This window comes from Microbulbifer sp. SH-1 (genome assembly GCF_011326135.1).
Taxonomy (GTDB): domain Bacteria; phylum Pseudomonadota; class Gammaproteobacteria; order Pseudomonadales; family Cellvibrionaceae; genus Microbulbifer; species Microbulbifer harenosus.
In genome coordinates, this window is sequence record NZ_CP046948.1 from 3,397,523 (window position 1) to 3,414,620 (window position 17,098).

Genomic DNA, 17,098 nt, shown 5'->3' on the forward strand with positions numbered 1-17,098 from the left:
CTCACCGTGTGAACCTGGGTTCAAATTACGGGAATGCGGGGAAAAGGCAATGGATCTGCGCCGAACAGCATAATCTTCGGGGTGGCTAATGATGGCCGGATAATGCTCTGTCGGCGACCGGCGGTGCGGTTGGGTACACAGCGGGTGGGGTCTGCGGCTTTCCGTCAATTCCGGGGTTCAGCCGATGTAGGAGGCATCGGTGGTAAACACCACATCGAACTCCTGTTCCGCAACAAACTTCGCCATGCGCTCCGTGAGCAGCTCGCGCCATTCGTCCACCTGCACAATGCTCGCGTTGTGGTGCGCTTCATCCAGCAGAATACGCGCATGCAGGTACACGGAGCGGCCGGTTTTGCCGATACTGAGCGACCAGTTTTCACCGGGAATATCCACCATGGCATCGCGGAAGGCGCGGCGGATGTCGCGCTGGATATCGATGGGCGGCGCGGCCAGCAGCACCTCCATCAGGTTGCGGTACAGGATTCTCACCGGCACCGGCAGCATGACCGCCACCATGGCGATGACCATCCACGAGTCCACGAACGGCAGCCACCCGCCCAGCGCGTCGCCAAACAGCCACACCAGGGTGAAGGCCACCAGCACTACCCCGCTGAGCACGCCGTCCATCATCCACGCAAACGCGTCCACCTCGATCAGGCTGGAGCCGGTGCGTTTGGCAATGCGTCGCAGCACTAGATAAACCACCAGGCAGCCGGTACTGGCGATGGACGCGTAAATCACCGCCCTGCCGGCATCCAGCGTGCGGCCGCCCTGATACAGCGCGGCCACAGCGGAAGACAGCGCCATCAACATGACACCGAGGATCACCATGCTCTGCAGGACATTGAACGCCGGTTCGAAACTGGCGTAGCCGAACGGGAAATGGCGATCGGCATCGCGGCGGATGATCCTCGACACCACCAGCATCATTACCGACATGACGAAACTTACGAGGGAGAATACTCCGTCGAGGAAAATGGCCTCGGAACCCGTCAAGTGGGCAAACGCGAACCCCAGCACCGCCATGCTCAGGCAGCCCAGGATCGACAGCAACAGCCCCCGTGCTTCCATGCTCAGAACCCCGCAACCCGCTGGAAAATAATCAACAAAGACTCCGGAATTTTAGCGGCAATTTTCCCGCTGATCGCGGCGGTAACTTGTGGAGCCATGCGTTAGTCGCGACAATTGCGGCGATTTTTATGAACTGAACGGATTTACCATGACCATCGACGTTGTCATCCTCGCCGCCGGCAAAGGCACCCGCATGCGCTCCGACCTGCCCAAAGTGCTGCATCCCATCGGCGGGGTGCCGATGCTGGGGCGGGTGATCGGGGCGGCCAAGGCGCTGAGTGAAGGGGTGCTGGGGGATGTCGAGATTACCGTGGTTATCGGCCACGGCGCCGAGCTGGTGCGCGAGCGCTTTGCCGACAGCGGGGTGAAATTCGTGGAGCAGACCGAGCAGCTGGGTACCGGCCATGCGGTTGCCCAGGCAATTCCCAATTTCCGTGCGGGCGCGACCGTGCTGGTGCTCTACGGCGACGTGCCGCTGGTGAAAACCGAGACCCTGCAAACCCTGCTAGAGGCGTCCAGTTCCGGCCCCGCGCTGCTGTCAGTGGTGATGGATGATCCCAGCGGCTACGGCCGCATCGTGCGCGATGCGGCCGGCCAGGTGCAGGCCATTGTCGAGCAGAAAGATGCCGACGCCGAGACCTTGAATATCAATGAAATCAACACGGGCATCCTCGCCGCCCCCGGCGATCTGCTGGCGCAGTGGCTGCCGGAACTCTCCAATAACAACGCCCAGGGTGAGTACTACCTCACCGACGTGATCGCGCGCTCTGTGTGCGAGAAGGTCGCGGTTACCGGCGTGATCGCCGACGATCCCTTTGAAGTGGCCGGCGTCAACAGCCGCGCGCAGCAGGCGGAACTGGAGCGCGCCCTGCAGCGGGACCACGCCAATGCGCTGATGGCGGCTGGTGTGACCCTGTTGGATCCGGCGCGCATCGACCTGCGTGGCACCCTGAATTGCGGCGCCGATGTCACCATCGACATTAACTGCATCTTCGAGGGCGATGTCGCTCTCGGCGATGGCGTCAGCATCGGCCCCAACTGCCTGCTGAAAAACTGCAGGCTTGCGGCTGGCACGGTGGTGGAAGCTAATTCCATCATTGAAGACGCCAGTGTCGGCGAAGCCTGCACCATTGGCCCCTTCGCCCGCCTGCGCCCGGGTACGGAGCTGGCCAATGGGGCGAAAGTGGGCAACTTTGTCGAAACCAAGAAGGCCAAGATTGGCCGCGGCAGTAAGGTGAATCACCTTTCTTATATCGGCGATGCGGAGGTGGGTGAAGACGTCAATATCGGCGCTGGCACCATCACCTGCAACTACGACGGTGTGAACAAATCCAAGACGGTCATTGGCGACCGCGCCTTTATCGGTTCCAACTCGGCACTGGTGGCGCCGGTGGAAATTGGCGCCGGTGCGACGGTGGGCGCGGGTTCCACTATTACCCGCGAAGTGAGTACCGACGAACTGGCTGTGGCGCGTGGTAAGCAGCGCAATATCAGCGGTTGGCAGCGGCCCACTAAGAAATCCTGACCCACAGCGGTGGGCTCTCTGTAGTCCCTGTGGTGGCGGCAAATCACCGGGTATTTGTTTTCGAAACCGCTGTGAATACATCCCTGTACGCGGCGTCGGCGACGTCCCTGTCGCCGACGCTTTCGAAAACAAATACCCGGCACTTTGCCTTCAGCCCACCTTCTTTGCTTCGTAAGCCGCGTTCGATCGAAGTGCTGCACGTGACGTGAAGGTGGAGCGCTGGGACCGGGTTTTCAGGATCGTCGCAAACAGGATGTTTGCGCCGAAGCGCCCAGGGATGGGTTGAAGGGGGGCGCCTAGCTCGGTCCTGAAAACCCGGTCCCAGTGATCCTCCGCCACCCTACTTGAAAAAATCCCACCCGAAACAAGCCGCACTACACAACTACACTTGAAAGCATCGGAATCCAAGGAACCCAGCCGATGCACAAGCCACGCCTGCAACTCCAGGCCTCGTTCGATATCGCCTGGTTGCAGTACCTGGACAAGCAGGGCCGCGCCACCCAGCCACTGCCGGAATTCGCCAGCCCTGACTGGCTCGCGCACTGCTTCCGCCAGATGCAACTGGCACGGCTGGTGGATGATCGCGCGGTAAAACTGCAGCGCACCGGCCGCCTCGGCACCTATCCCTCCAGCCTTGGCCAGGAAGCTATCGGCGTCGCCGTCGGCAACGCGCTGATGAAAGAAGACGTCTACTGCCCCTACTACCGCGAGACTGGCGCCTTTCTCGAGCGCGGCGTGCTGATCGAGGAAATCCTCGCCAACTGGGGCGGTGACGAGCGCGGGCAGAACTTCCAGCACGCGCCGCACGACCTGCCCATCTGCATCCCCATCGCCACCCAGGCACTGCACGCCGCCGGTGTCGCCTTCGCACTCCAATACCGCCACCGACAGCAAGGTACGCCGCTGCAGGTAGCGGTGACCAGTTCCGGCGAAGGGGCGACGTCGAAGGGGGATTTCTACGAGGCCATGAACCTCGCCGGGGTGTGGAAGTTGCCGGTGGTGTTTGTGGTGAACAACAACCAATGGGCGATTTCCGTGCCGCGGACGGCGCAGACGGCCACCCAGACCATCGCTCAGAAGGCCATCGCCGCTGGCATTCCCGCGCTGCAGGTGGATGGCAACGATGTGGTGGCGGTGGCCTGGGCGGTGCGCGATGCCATGGCCCGCGCCAGAAACGGCGAGGGTCCGGCGTTGATTGAGGCTATTTCCTACCGCCTCTGCGACCACACCACCGCCGATGACGCGAGCCGCTATCGCAGTGAAGAGGAGCTGAAACAGGCCCGTCAGTGGGAGCCGATTCGCCGGCTCGATGCCTACCTGCGCAGTGAGGGCCTGTGGAGCGATGCCAAGCAGCAGGATCTCGACCGGGAGCTGGCACAGGTCATGGAGGCGGCGCTCGACAACTGGGAATCCCGCCCACCGGAACCGGCCACCGCCATCTTCGATCATCTCCACGCGCACCTGCCGGAGGGGCTCTACGAGCAGTACGACCAGCTGCGCGATGAACAAACAGCGGGAGTGCGAGGTTAGATGGTGGAGGAAAATAACGCCATTACGCTGGTGGAAGCGGTCAATCAGGCGCTGGCCTATGCACTGGCGAACGACCCACAGGTGGTGCTGTTCGGCCAGGATATCGGCGCGAACGGTGGCGTATTCCGGGCAACCGATGGTCTGCAGCAGCGCTTCGGACCGGAGCGGGTATTGGACACGCCGCTGGCGGAGAACATGATTGCGGGTATCGCCGTGGGCATGGCAAGCCAGGGGCTCCGTCCAATCGCGGAATTTCAGTTTATGGGATTCATCTACCCGGCGCTCGATCACATCCTCAGCCACGCCGCGCGCATGCGCAATCGCACCCGCGGGCGCCTCAGCTGCCCTATTGTCTACCGCGCGCCCTACGGCAGCGGCATCCACGCCCCGGAACACCACAGCGAGAGCACCGAGGCGATTTTTGCGCATGTTCCCGGGCTGCGGGTGGTGGTGCCCTCCTCACCGGCGCGCGCCTACGGCCTGCTGCTGGCGGCCATTCGCGACCCGGACCCAGTGCTGTTTCTGGAGCCAAAGCGGATCTACCGCGCCGCCAAACAGCCGGTACCGGATGACGGCGAGGCACTGCCGCTGGATCGCGCCTTCGTGCTGCGCGAGGGCCGCGACCTGACCTTGATCGCCTGGGGCGCCAGCGTGAAGGAAACCCTCGCCGCCGCCGAACAGTTATCCACAGAGGGCATCGAGGCGGAAGTCATCGACCCCGCCACCCTCAAGCCACTGGATATCCACAGCATCATCGACTCGCTGGAGAAAACCCACCGCTGCGTGGTAGTGCACGAGGCCGCGCGCTTCGGCGGTCTCGGCGCCGAGATTGCGGCGCAGATTCAGGAGTACGCCTTCGATCTGCTGGAGGCGCCGGTGCAGCGGGTCACCGGTTACGACACCGTCATGCCCTACTACCAGCTGGAGAATGTGTATCTTCCCAGCGTCGAGCGGATACTCGCCGGGGCGCGCGTGGCGCTTGGTTATTCACGGGAGGGGCGGCGGTGAAAATCTTCAAACTGCCGGACCTCGGCGAGGGCCTACCGGACGCCACCGTGCGCGAGTGGCTGGTGCGCGAGGGCGACAGCGTCGCCGCCGACCAGGCATTGGTCACCGTGGAGACCGCCAAGGCGCTGGTGGAAGTGCCCTCCCCCTATTCAGGCACTGTGGAAAAGCTGTATGTCGCCGAGGGCGAAACCCTGCAGACCGGCCAACCGCTGGTGGGCTTTACGGAACCCGCAAGCGAACAAGCATCGGAAAAAACACGGGAAAAAACACCGGGAAAATCGAAGGGATCCGGCGAGGATTCAGGGACTGTTGTCGGAAAAATCGAATCCGGTAGCGTTGCGCTGGCGCGGGAACAGCGCCCGATGTCTAGCCGCTCCCGCAACGCCACCCCCGCCGTGCGCGCGCTGGCGCGGCAGCTGGGCGTGGACCTCAGCAGGTTGCACCCGGCCGGTTCCCGCTTCAGCGAAGCAGAAGTGCGCGCCGCCGCCGGCGGCCACCCCCCACCTGCAAGGGAAGCAGCGCCGGCGGCAAGCGCAGAATTTTCACCGGTTCCCGCTGCCAGCAGCGAGCCCGCCCGCCGCGCCATGGCGCTGGCCATGGGTCGCAGCCGCGATCTCGTGTGCCCGATGACCCTGTGCGACGAGGTAGATATTTCCGACTGGCCCAAGGGCACCAGCACCACTCTGCGCCTGCTGCGCGCCATCGCCCACGCCGCCGCCAGCGAGCCGAACCTGAACGCCCACTTCGACAACGACACCCTGGCGCCGCAGACCCCGGTCAATATCGGCCTCGCCGTGGACGCCCCCCGAGGACTGTTTGTACCGGTACTGAAAGACATCGCTGGCCACAGCGACGGCGAACTGCTCGACACCATCGCCCGCTTCAAACAGCAGGCCGACGAGGGCGGCATCCCCCAGAGCGACCTGCAGGGCGCCACTATCCACCTGTCCAACTTCGGCAGCATTATTGGCCGCTTCGCCACCCCCGTGGTGTTGCCGCCACTGGTATGCATCGTCGGCGCCGGCCGCAGCCACAAAGCAGTGTTACCCCACAAGGGCAAGGCCCGCGTGCGCAAGCTGCTGCCACTGTCCCTCACCGCCGACCACCGCGCCGTCACCGGCGGCGAACTGGCCCGGTTCCTCAAGGCGCTGAAAGAGCACCTCGAGTCCTGATGCACCGCTTCCCGTAGGAGCCTGCCTTGCAGGCGAATCCACAAGCAGCCCTGCGCGCGGTTTGTTCGCCTGCAAGCAGGCTCCTACAGGTTCTCACATTACCCTGTATGGAAATTCGGGGTGTGAACATAAGTTTCGGTTTGCTATGCTTTTCTTACGAATCGAAAGATGGCCAGACATGTCCAAACGCAACACCCAACAGCGCCGCCACCAGATACTCAGTCAGATCAACACGGCCGGCGAAGCCAGCGTCGAAGAACTGGCGCGCCAGTTCGAAACCTCGGAAGTTACGATCCGAAAGGACCTGGCAGCCATGGAAGACAGCGGCCTGCTGCTGCGCCGCCACGGCGGCGCCATCCCCCTGCCGCGGGAACTGGTTGCCGAAGACCCGCTGTCCCAGACCAAACGCGCCATCGGCCGCGCCGCCGCCGAACTCATCCGCGACCACAACCGCATCGTCATCGACTACGGCCGCACCACCACCGGCCTCATCCCCGAGCTCGACAAAAAGCGCGGCCTCGTCGTCATGACCAACTCCCTGCACGTCGCCAACCAGCTGCGGGAACTGGAAAACGAACCCACCCTGCTCATGACCGGCGGCACCTGGGACCCCCACTTCGAAGCCTTCCAGGGCCAGGTCGCCGAACAGGTCCTGCGCGGCTACGACTTCGACCAGGCCTTCATCGGCGCCGACGGCATCGACCTCGAGCGCGGCACCTGCACGTTCAACGAACAGATCGGCCTCTCCCGGGTCATGGCCGACGTCGCGCGCGAAGTCATCGTCATGGCCGAGTCCAGCAAGGTGGGTCGCCGCATTCCCAACCTGGAACTGAGCTGGGACATGTTCGGCACCCTGGTGACCGACAGCGGAATTGAAGACAAGGTCTGCGCCCAACTGGAGCGCAGAGGACTGCGTGTGATTTGCGCAGAAGTTAGCTGAACAACGAAAGCAAGAGCGTGATCAGCACGCTGAACTATGACGAGAAGGTGACGATACCGGGTAAGCCTTTGCGAGACCTTCTAAAACAGGGATGTTTTAGAAGAGCCCCCAGGGATGGGTTGAGGGGGGACGCCTAGTCCGTGTCTCGCAAAGCCTTACCCGGTAGCGCCAACGCCACTGAAGCAGTTCAGTGCAAAAGAACTATTGAGGTTAGCAATATGTGTGGAATCGTAGGCGCCCTCGCCCAACGCAACGTAACCGGAATCCTGCTGGAAGGCCTGCGCCGACTGGAATACCGCGGCTATGACTCCGCGGGGGTGTGCCTCGTCAACGGCGACGGCAAACTGCAACTGCGCAAAACCCAGGGCAAAGTCGCCGACCTGGAAAGCGCCCTCGACGACAACCCCACCGCCGGCCAGCTCGGCATCGCCCACACCCGCTGGGCCACCCACGGCATACCGTCCGACAAAAACTCCCACCCGCACGCCTCCGGCAACTTCGCCCTCGTGCACAACGGCATCATCGAAAACTACCAGGCACTGCGCGACCAGCTCATCGCCAAAGGCTACGAATTCCAGTCCGAAACCGACACCGAAGTCGTCGTGCACCTGATCCACGACCTCGCCAAAAACAACCGCGACCTGCTGCAGGCCGTCTCCGCCGCCACCCAACAACTACACGGCGCCTACGCCCTCGGCGTCGTCTGTGCCAGCGACCCCGAGCGCCTCGTATGCGCGCGCCTCGGCAGCCCGCTCGTTATCGGCGTCGGCATCGAAGAAAACTTCATCGCCTCCGACCCCATGGCCCTGCAGCAGGTCACCGACCGCTTCATCTTCCTGGAAGAAGGCGACATCGCCCAAGTCACCCGCGACAGCATCGCCGTGTGGGACAAAACCGGCGAAGAAGTCAGCCGCCCGGTCAACAAGCTCCAGGGCGGCCACGACGCCACCGACAAAGGCCGCTACCGCCACTATATGCAGAAGGAAATCTTCGAGCAGCCGAAAGTGGTGGAAGCCACCATGGCCGGCCGCATCGGCGAACACTCCGTGCTTTCTCAGGCACTCGGCACTGCCGCCAACGACATCCTGCCGCAGGTAAAACAGGTACAAATCGTCGCCTGCGGCACCAGCTATCACGCCGGCCTGGTGGCACGCTACTGGATCGAAGACTGGGCCGGTGTGCCCTGCTCCGTCGAAGTCGCCAGCGAAATCCGCTACCGCAAAACCGCCGTGCGCCCGGGAACCCTGTTCGTCACCATCTCCCAGTCCGGTGAAACCGCCGACACCCTCGCAGCCCTGCGCCAGGCCAAGGAGCTCGGCTACCTCGCCTCCATGACCATCTGCAACGTGCCCAACAGCTCACTGGTGCGCGAGTCCGAACTGCACCTGATGACCGAAGCCGGCCCGGAAATCGGTGTCGCCTCCACCAAAGCTTTCACCACCCAGCTCGTCGCCCTGCAGATATTCTGCATCGCGCTGGCGAAAGCCAACGGCATGCGCAGCGAACGCGAAGCGGAACTGGTAAGCGCCCTGCACCAGCTGCCAAAACTGATGGAGAAATTCACCGGCCTAGACGCGCTGGTGCAGGCCACCAGTGAAGCCTTCGCGGAAAAAAATCACGCGCTCTTTTTAGGTCGCGGTGTGGAATACCCGATCGCGCTGGAAGGCGCACTGAAGCTGAAGGAAATTTCCTACATCCACGCCGAGGCCTACCCGGCTGGCGAACTGAAACACGGCCCGCTGGCGCTGGTGGATGCGGATATGCCGGTGATCGTCGTTGCGCCGAACGACGAACTGCTGGAAAAACTGAAATCCAACCTGCAGGAAGTGCGCGCTCGCGGCGGCGAACTGTTTGTGTTTGCCAGCCCGCAAGCAGGATTCAAAAGTGAGTCGGGGGTGACCGTGGTGGAAGTGCCGGATGCACCGGAGAGCCTGCAGCCGATTCTGTATACCGTGCCCTTGCAGTTACTGAGTTATCACGTGGCGCTGTTGAAAGGTACCGATGTGGATCAGCCACGCAATCTGGCCAAATCGGTGACGGTTGAATAAATACGATCATCACATTTATATAAAATTGGGCCGCAATTGCGGCCCAATTTTTATGTTGAATTCAATTCGGAATCGTTGCTGGCAATCGAATATTCATCCGGTAGCTGATTACCTGTCCGTACCCATTTAAAGCAGTTTTACCAATCCCGGAAATAAAATCTTTATTGGTACTGATGTTCTGCTCGACATGAGTTTCCAGCGGAAAAGATATCGGTGATCTCAACATTAGAAGCTTGAAATTCTCAGACAATCACGCCTTAAAACATTCAATAAAAACAGTACGTTAGTTCCAAATGTGTGTAATTCTCTGTAATTTGTTTGGTGAAAGGTAGAGTAAAAATCAGATGAAAGAAAAACACGCCAATAAATTTCTATAAATGCTGTTTTTATAGACATGCAACTTATTTCATGGCGGATAAATCTGTTAAGGTCGCCGCCTGCTTTTTTCGTTACCAGAAATTAGGTGGCGATTAAAAAACAATTTCCCCGGGCTGGAAGCCAGATTGTCCCGCACATGGAGAGTGCTATGCCGCGCGCTTTTTTCTTATTTCTCGCTTTATTTTTAACGAGCTCATCTTCCTGGGCGGCCGACGGCCGCGCGGATTACGACCTTGATGACAACGGCCTGATCGAGATAGACGACTGGGCCGATTTGAATGAGATCCGCAATAATCTGGATGGCTCCACCCTCTATGGCAGCAGCGCTGGCTGTCCGGTTGACGGTTGCATCGGCTTTGAACTGACTACCGATTTGGACTTCGATACCAACGGCGATGGCCTTCTCGACAGTAACGACACTTACTGGAACGGGGGCGAGGGCTGGCAGCCGCTTGGCAGTGATTACTACAACTCATTCACCGGCGCATTTCACGGCAACGGCCATGTCATCCGCAACCTGATGATCGCGCGCCCCGACGGCAGGTATCAGGGCCTGTTCGGCTATCTCAACAATGCCACTGTCGGAGATCTGGGCCTGAGCGGGCCGCTGATGTCCATCGAGGGCAGGTGGGCCGTGGGTGGGCTTGCAGGTCAAGCGGGCGACAGCCAGATCACCGCCACCTTTGTCAGCGGTTCGGTTGTGGGTACCGATAATATTGGTGGTCTGGTCGGTATTGCCTCGGGGGGCATCACCGCCAGCTATGTCACAGGGGTCGTGCGTGGGAAGGCGTATGTCGGTGGTTTGGTGGGGCGGGGCAGTGATCTGGTAACCGCCAGCCTGTCCACTGCTTATGTGTCCGCTCGCGGAACTGCCGGCGGGCTGATTGGTATTTTTGGTTCCGCCAGCGCTAGCTACTGGGCAGTAGATGCCTCGGGTCAGACCACCAGTTATGGCGGTACGGGCGTCAAAGGTGTCACCCTGGCCGAACTGCAGTGCCCCACTGGCGCCGATGACACCACCTGCGTGACTGGCAGCACCCTGTATGCCGATTGGTCGAGCCACACCGATGCCGAGGGCAACGCCTACTGGGATTTCGGCAGCAATACCGAACTGCCGGGCCTGCGCCTGCGGGGCACCGTCTACCGCGATGGCGACGGCGATGGCGCTCCGGACGCGGACGATGATTTCCCCACGCAGTTTGCCGCCCGTAGCGACAGTGACGGCGACGGCGCCATAGACCGCTGGGCGCTCGGCTGTGATGCCGACTGTCGCGCCGCCAGCGGCCTGGTACTGGATCAGTTCCCCGAAAACGCCGCCGCCACGGTAGATACGGATCTGGACGGCTTACCCGACCAGTGGAACACCGGCTGCGACAGCGCCTGCCAGTCCGCCTCCGGCCTGACCCTCGACGAGATGCCGGGCGACAGCGATAACGATGGCATTGCCAACCACGAGGATAACGACGATAACAACGACGGCCTTGCCGACGCGGACGCCGACTCCGATGGCCTTATAGAGATTGCCACCCTGGCGGAGCTGGATGCCGTGCGCCACAGCCTCGCCGGGGTGGGGAAGCGCCTGAGTGCTGGCGGCGCGCTGAATACCTCGGGCTGCCCGCATGTTGTGGTCGGTGGTGTGTTGCAGACGAATTGTCAGGGTTATGAACTCACCACGGATCTGGACTTCGACACCAATGGTGACGGCGCTCTTGACAGCAATGACGCCTACTGGAACGGGGGCGAGGGCTGGCAGCCACTTGGCAGCATTTCTGATGCGTTCACTGGCGTATTTCACGGCAACGGTCATGTCATTCGCAATCTAATGATCGCGCGTCCGGAGGACTACTATCAGGGCCTGTTCGGCTATCTCAACAATGCCAGCGTCCGGGAGCTGGGTCTGAGTGGGCCGCTGATGGCGATCGAAGGCGACAGTTATGTGAGCGGGCTGGCAGGTCGTGCAAACAACAGCCAGATCACTGCCACCTTTGTCAGCGGTGTGGTTGCCGGCAGCGGTAACCGTATCGGCGGTATTGTCGGTGACGCCAGCGCAACCACTATCACCGCCAGCTATGTCACCGGTACTGTGCGTGGGGGCGAGTATGTCGGTGGCCTACTGGGGTGGGGCTACAGCGACACGTTGGTTACCGCCAGTCTGTCCACTGCTTATGTGTCCGCTCGCGGAACTGTCGGTGGGTTGATTGGTATTCTCACGTCGGGCTCCGCCAGTGCCAGCTACTGGGCGACCGATGCCTCCGGTCAAACCACCAGTTATGGCGGTACGGGCGTCAAAGGTGTCACCCTGGCCGAACTGCAGTGCCCCACTGGCGCCGATGACACCACCTGCGTGACTGGCAGCACCCTGTATGCCGATTGGTCCGGCCATACCGATGATGAAGGTAACGCCTACTGGGATTTCGGCAGCAATACCGAACTGCCGGGCCTGCGCCTGCGGGGCACCGTCTACCGCGATGGCGACGGCGATGGCGCTCCGGACGCGGACGATGATTTCCCCACGCAGTTTGCCGCCCGTAGCGACAGTGACGGCGACGGCGCCATAGACCGCTGGGCGCTCGGCTGTGATGCCGACTGTCGCGCCGCCAGCGGCCTGGTACTGGATCAGTTCCCCGAAAACGCCGCCGCCACGGTGGATACGGATCTGGACGGCTTACCCGACCAGTGGAACGCCGGCTGCGACAGCGCCTGCCAGTCCGCCTCCGGCCTGACCCTCGACGAGATGCCGGGCGACAGCGATAACGATGGCATTGGCAACCACGACGACGACGACGACAACAATGACGGCATTACCGACGCGGACGCCGATTCCGATGGCCTCATCGACATTGCTACCCTGGCGGAACTGGATGCCGTGCGCCACAGCCTCGCCGGTTGGGGCCGGCGCCTGAGCGCTGACGGCGCGCTGGATACTTCGGGCTGCCCGCATGTTCTGGTCAGCGGTGTGTTGCAGGCGCGCTGCCGCGGTTACGAACTCGCCGCGGATCTGGACTTCGACACCAACGGCGACGGCGTCCTCGACAGCAACGACACCTACTGGAACGGGGGCGAGGGTTGGCAGCCGCTTGGCAGCGTTTCTTCCGATGAGTTCACCGGCGTATTTCATGGCAACGGTCATGTCATCCGCAACCTGATGATTGCGCGCCCTGGCAACAGCGCTCAGGGCCTGTTCGGCTATCTCTACAATGCCAGCGTCCGCGAGCTGGGCCTGAGCGGGCCGCTGATGGCGATCGAAGGCGACAGTTTTGTGGGGGGGCTGGCAGGTGCTGCACAAAACAGCCAGATCACAGCCACCTTTGTCAGCGGTGTGGTTGCCGGCAATGGTAACCGAGTCGGCGGTATTCTCGGTGACGCCAGCGCAACCCCCATCACCGCCAGCTATGTCACCGGTGCCGTGCGTGGGGACGAGCATGTCGGTGGTTTGGTGGGGTGGGGTGGTGGCCTGGTAACCGCCAGCCTGTCCAGCGCCCATGTGTCGGGGCGCGCCTATGTCGGCGGACTGATTGGTACTGTGGGTACCGCCAGCGCCAGCTACTGGGCCACCGATATCTCGGGTCAGACCACCAGCGCTGGAGGTACGGGCGCCAAGGGTGCTAACGTGGCCGATCTGCAGTGTCCCACCGGCGCCGATGACATCACCTGCATGACGGGCAGCACCCTGTATGCCGGTTGGTCCAGCCATACCGATGCCGAAGGTAATGGCTACTGGGATTTTGGCAGCAATACCGAACTGCCGGGCCTGCGCCTACAGGGCACTGTGTACCGCGATGGCGACGGCGACGGCGCTGAAAACTCAGATGACGCCTTCCCGGCAAACTTCGCCGCCTCGGTTGATGCCGATAGCGATGGTCTGCCGGACGCCTGGCTCGCGAGCTGCGACAGCGCCTGCCGTTCCGCCTCTGGCCTGACTCTGGACACATCCCTGAACGATACCGACAACGATAGCGTGGTGAACGATGAAGACGCTTTTGTTGACAACGCCGCCGCTGCGGTCGATGCCGATAGCGATGGTCTGCCGGACGCGTGGCTCGAAGCTTGCGACAGCACCTGCCAATCCACCTCCGGCCTGACACTGGATGCATCCCTGAACGATACCGACAACGACGGTGTGGTGAACGATGAAGACGCCTTTGTTGACAACGGCGCCGCTTCCGTCGATACCGACGGTGATGGTTTGCCTGACGCTTGGCTTGAGTCTTGCGACAGTGTCTGTCAAAGCGCTTCGGGCCTCGCGCTGGACGACGACAACGACAATGACGGCGTAGCCAACGAACAGGATGCCTTCCCGGTCAATGCGGCCGCCGCGGTCGATACCGACAGCGACGGCCTGCCGGATGCCTGGCTCGCCAGCTGCGACAGCGCTTGTCAGTCCGCCTCTGACCTGACTTTGGACGATGACAACGACGATGACGGCGTAGCCAACGAGCAGGATGCCTTCCCGGTCAGTGCGGCCGCCGCGGTCGATGCCGACAACGACGGCCTGCCGGATGCGTGGCTCGAAGCTTGCGACAGCGCCTGCCAGTCCACCTCCGGCCTGACTCTGGACGCATCCCTGAACGACACCGACAACGACGGTGTGGTGAACGATGAAGACGCTTTTGTTAACAACCGCGCCGCATCTGTGGATACCGACGGTGATGGTTTGCCAGACGCTTGGCTTGCGTCTTGTGACAGTGTCTGTCAAAGCGCTTCGGGCCTCACGCTGGACGACGACAATGACAATGACGGCGTAGCCAACGAGCAGGATGCCTTCCCGGTCAGTGCGGCCGCTGCGGTCGATGCCGACAACGACGGTCTGCCGGATGCGTGGCTCGAGGCTTGCGACAGCACCTGCCAATCCACCTCCGGCCTGACACTGGATGCATCCCTGAACGATACCGACAACGACGGCGTGGTGAACGATGAAGACGCCTTTGTTAACAACAGCGCCGCTTCCGTCGATACCGACGGTGATGGTTTGCCTGACGCTTGGCTTGAGTCTTGCGACAGTGTCTGTCAAAGCGCTTCGGGCCTCGCGCTGGACGACGACAACGACAATGACGGCGTAGCCAACGAACAGGATGCCTTCCCGGTCAATGCGGCCGCCGCGGTCGATACCGACAGCGACGGCCTGCCGGATGCCTGGCTCGCCAGCTGCGACAGCGCTTGTCAGTCCGCCTCTGACCTGACTTTGGACGATGACAACGACGATGACGGCGTAGCCAACGAGCAGGATGCCTTCCCGGTCAGTGCGGCCGCCGCGGTCGATGCCGACAACGACGGCCTGCCGGATGCGTGGCTCGAAGCTTGCGACAGCGCCTGCCAGTCCACCTCCGGCCTGACTCTGGACGCATCCCTGAACGACACCGACAACGACGGTGTGGTGAACGATGAAGACGCTTTTGTTAACAACCGCGCCGCATCTGTGGATACCGACGGTGATGGTTTGCCAGACGCTTGGCTTGCGTCTTGTGACAGTGTCTGTCAAAGCGCTTCGGGCCTCACGCTGGACGACGACAATGACAATGACGGCGTAGCCAACGAGCAGGATGCCTTCCCGGTCAGTGCGGCCGCTGCGGTCGATGCCGACAACGACGGTCTGCCGGATGCGTGGCTCGAGGCTTGCGACAGCACCTGCCAATCCACCTCCGGCCTGACACTGGATGCATCCCTGAACGATACCGACAACGACGGCGTGGTGAACGATGAAGACGCCTTTGTTAACAACAGCGCCGCTTCCGTCGATACCGATGGCGACGGCCAGCCAGATTCCTGGCTCGACAACTGCGACAGTGCCTGTCAAACCGCCTCTGGCCTCACACTGGACGACGACAACGACAATGACGGCGTAGCCAACGAACAGGATGCCTTCCCGGTCAATGCGGCCGCCGCGGTCGATACCGACAACGACGGCCTGCCGGATGCGTGGCTCGAAGCTTGCGACAGCACCTGCCAGTCCGCCTCCGGCCTGACTCTGGACGCATCGCTGAACGACACCGACAACGATGGCGTGGTGAACGATGAAGACGCTTTTGTTAACAACGCCGCCGCCTCGGTTGATGCCGACAACGATGGCCTGCCGGATGCCTGGCTCGCCAGCTGCGACAGCGCCTGCCAGTCCACCTCCGGCCTGACTCTGGACGCATCGCTGAACGACACCGACAACGACGGTGTAGTGAATGACGCAGACCCCTACCCGAATGATTCGGAGCGCTGGGTCGATGTCGATGCACCGGAAATGCAGCAGGTGCCGGAAGCCATCAGCGTGGCCGCCACTGGCGAAACCACTCTGGTCATCCTGAACGTGATGCAGGCTCAGGCGTACGACAACTTCGACAACGAGCTGGAATACCAAGTGGAGCTCGACGGCAAGGTGTTGGCGCGCAACGCCGAGCAGCAGGTATCGCTGCCCAGCGGCAATCTGGCGCTGCAATGGGTTGCCGTAGACGACGAGGGTAATCGGTCAGAGCCCATGGCACAGACCGTGAAGATTTACCCGATGGTGCGCTTCAGCCTGTCCGAATCCATCACCGGTGAGCAGAACCTGGCCCTGGTGGCGATAAGCCTGTCGGGCCCCTCCCCGGAGTATCCGGTCGCGGTACTGGTAAATTGGCTGGAGTCTGACAGTGATGTCACCGCGGCGGACCTGGTGACCGAGGGGGATGAAGGTGTAGATCTCGCCAATCTGGGCGTGATCATTGAGTCTGCCGAGTCGCTGGCGAACGCAGCGCTGCAGATTCCCGTCGCCGGAGACGACCTTGTCGAGCCGGATGAGCGTTTTACGCTTGAGTTGGCATCGGCCTGGGCCGGCAGTGATGAACCTTTTGAGATGCCGATCGACAGCGAGCACCAGCAACACCGCATGACGTTCACCGACAGCAATATCGCACCAACGGCGAGCATCAGTGCCACGCAAAACGGTGAGTCGGGAACCGTGTTTACCACCGATGCCGGTGAAGTGACGCTGGCGGCCGAGGTGACCGACGTTAACGGCGGCGACAGCCACAGTTACCAGTGGTATACCGATGAGTTGCCAGTGACGCCGGGCGATCAGGCATCCTTCACGTTTGATCCGCAAGCCATGTCTCCGGGTAGCTACCGCGTCAGTATCGTGGTGACGGACGATGGCAACCCGATGCTGTCCTCCGATGAAGTCATCTTCGAATTCACCCTGGAGGCTCCGGATTTCCCGGATGAAGACGACGGGGATTCCGGTGATGGGGATTCCGGTGACGAGGATTCCGGTGGTGGGGATGACTCCAGTGGTGGTGAAAACCCGGTGAGCCCGGGGGGTGGCAGCTCCGGCGGCTCCAGCGGTGGCAGTGTCGGCCTCTGGCTACTTTGCCTGCTGGCACTCGGCGCTATTTGGCGCAGGAGAATCGCGGGTTAAGAGCAATTCCTTTTGATGATCAAAACCGGTGGTAACCCCGCCGGT

At 61.9% G+C, this 17,098-nt stretch carries 8 protein-coding genes; 7 read left to right on the top strand and 1 reads right to left on the bottom strand.

Translation table 11 applies throughout. The annotated features are described in order from the left end of the window. Window positions 1-177 precede the first annotated feature (177 nt). Window positions 178-1,071 carry a cation diffusion facilitator family transporter gene (locus GNX18_RS13930; protein ID WP_166218849.1) on the bottom strand — a complete coding sequence of 298 codons (894 nt, stop codon included), beginning with the start codon at window positions 1,069-1,071 and terminating at the stop codon, window positions 178-180. Between the two features lie 148 nt (window positions 1,072-1,219). Between GNX18_RS13930 and glmU the strand changes: the two genes are divergently transcribed. From glmU to GNX18_RS13965, 7 genes are all read left to right on the top strand, one after another. Then, on the top strand, window positions 1,220-2,596 hold the full coding sequence (gene glmU / locus GNX18_RS13935; RefSeq protein ID WP_166218851.1) for a bifunctional UDP-N-acetylglucosamine diphosphorylase/glucosamine-1-phosphate N-acetyltransferase GlmU: 1,377 nt from the start codon (window positions 1,220-1,222) through the stop codon (window positions 2,594-2,596). Window positions 2,597-3,016: 420 nt separating this feature from the next. After that, complete coding sequence (pdhA, locus tag GNX18_RS13940; RefSeq protein ID WP_166218853.1) at window positions 3,017-4,126, top strand: pyruvate dehydrogenase (acetyl-transferring) E1 component subunit alpha; 1,110 nt, start codon at window positions 3,017-3,019, stop codon at window positions 4,124-4,126. Next, on the top strand, window positions 4,127-5,134 hold the full coding sequence (locus GNX18_RS13945; RefSeq protein WP_166218854.1) for an alpha-ketoacid dehydrogenase subunit beta: 1,008 nt from the start codon (window positions 4,127-4,129) through the stop codon (window positions 5,132-5,134). Next, window positions 5,131-6,306 carry a dihydrolipoamide acetyltransferase family protein gene (locus tag GNX18_RS13950; RefSeq protein ID WP_166218855.1) on the top strand — a complete coding sequence of 392 codons (1,176 nt, stop codon included), beginning with the start codon at window positions 5,131-5,133 and terminating at the stop codon, window positions 6,304-6,306. Before GNX18_RS13945 ends, GNX18_RS13950 begins: the two co-directional genes overlap by 4 nt. A gap of 178 nt (window positions 6,307-6,484) precedes the next feature. Beyond that, window positions 6,485-7,246 (top strand): DeoR/GlpR family DNA-binding transcription regulator, encoded by a 762-nt coding sequence (locus GNX18_RS13955; protein ID WP_138236754.1) that lies wholly within the window; start codon window positions 6,485-6,487, stop codon window positions 7,244-7,246. A 218-nt stretch (window positions 7,247-7,464) separates the two neighbouring features. After that, on the top strand, window positions 7,465-9,294 hold the full coding sequence (glmS, locus tag GNX18_RS13960) for a glutamine--fructose-6-phosphate transaminase (isomerizing) (RefSeq protein WP_166218856.1): 1,830 nt from the start codon (window positions 7,465-7,467) through the stop codon (window positions 9,292-9,294). Window positions 9,295-9,820: 526 nt separating this feature from the next. Beyond that, window positions 9,821-17,053: an autotransporter subunit C gene (locus GNX18_RS13965; protein WP_166218857.1), complete on the top strand. Its 7,233-nt coding sequence runs from the start codon at window positions 9,821-9,823 to the stop codon at window positions 17,051-17,053. Window positions 17,054-17,098: the final 45 nt, after the last annotated feature.

Bases quoted from the DNA above. Each gene is read 5' to 3' on its own strand.
- GNX18_RS13955 (WP_138236754.1), top strand. From the start codon at position 6,485: ATGTCCAAACGCAACACCCAACAGCGCCGCCACCAGATACTCAGTCAG.
- GNX18_RS13930 (WP_166218849.1), bottom strand. From the start codon at position 1,071: ATGGAAGCACGGGGGCTGTTGCTGTCGATCCTGGGCTGCCTGAGCATG.
- pdhA (WP_166218853.1), top strand. From the start codon at position 3,017: ATGCACAAGCCACGCCTGCAACTCCAGGCCTCGTTCGATATCGCCTGG.
- GNX18_RS13965 (WP_166218857.1), top strand. From the start codon at position 9,821: ATGCCGCGCGCTTTTTTCTTATTTCTCGCTTTATTTTTAACGAGCTCA.
- glmS (WP_166218856.1), top strand. From the start codon at position 7,465: ATGTGTGGAATCGTAGGCGCCCTCGCCCAACGCAACGTAACCGGAATC.
- GNX18_RS13945 (WP_166218854.1), top strand. From the start codon at position 4,127: ATGGTGGAGGAAAATAACGCCATTACGCTGGTGGAAGCGGTCAATCAG.
- glmU (WP_166218851.1), top strand. From the start codon at position 1,220: ATGACCATCGACGTTGTCATCCTCGCCGCCGGCAAAGGCACCCGCATG.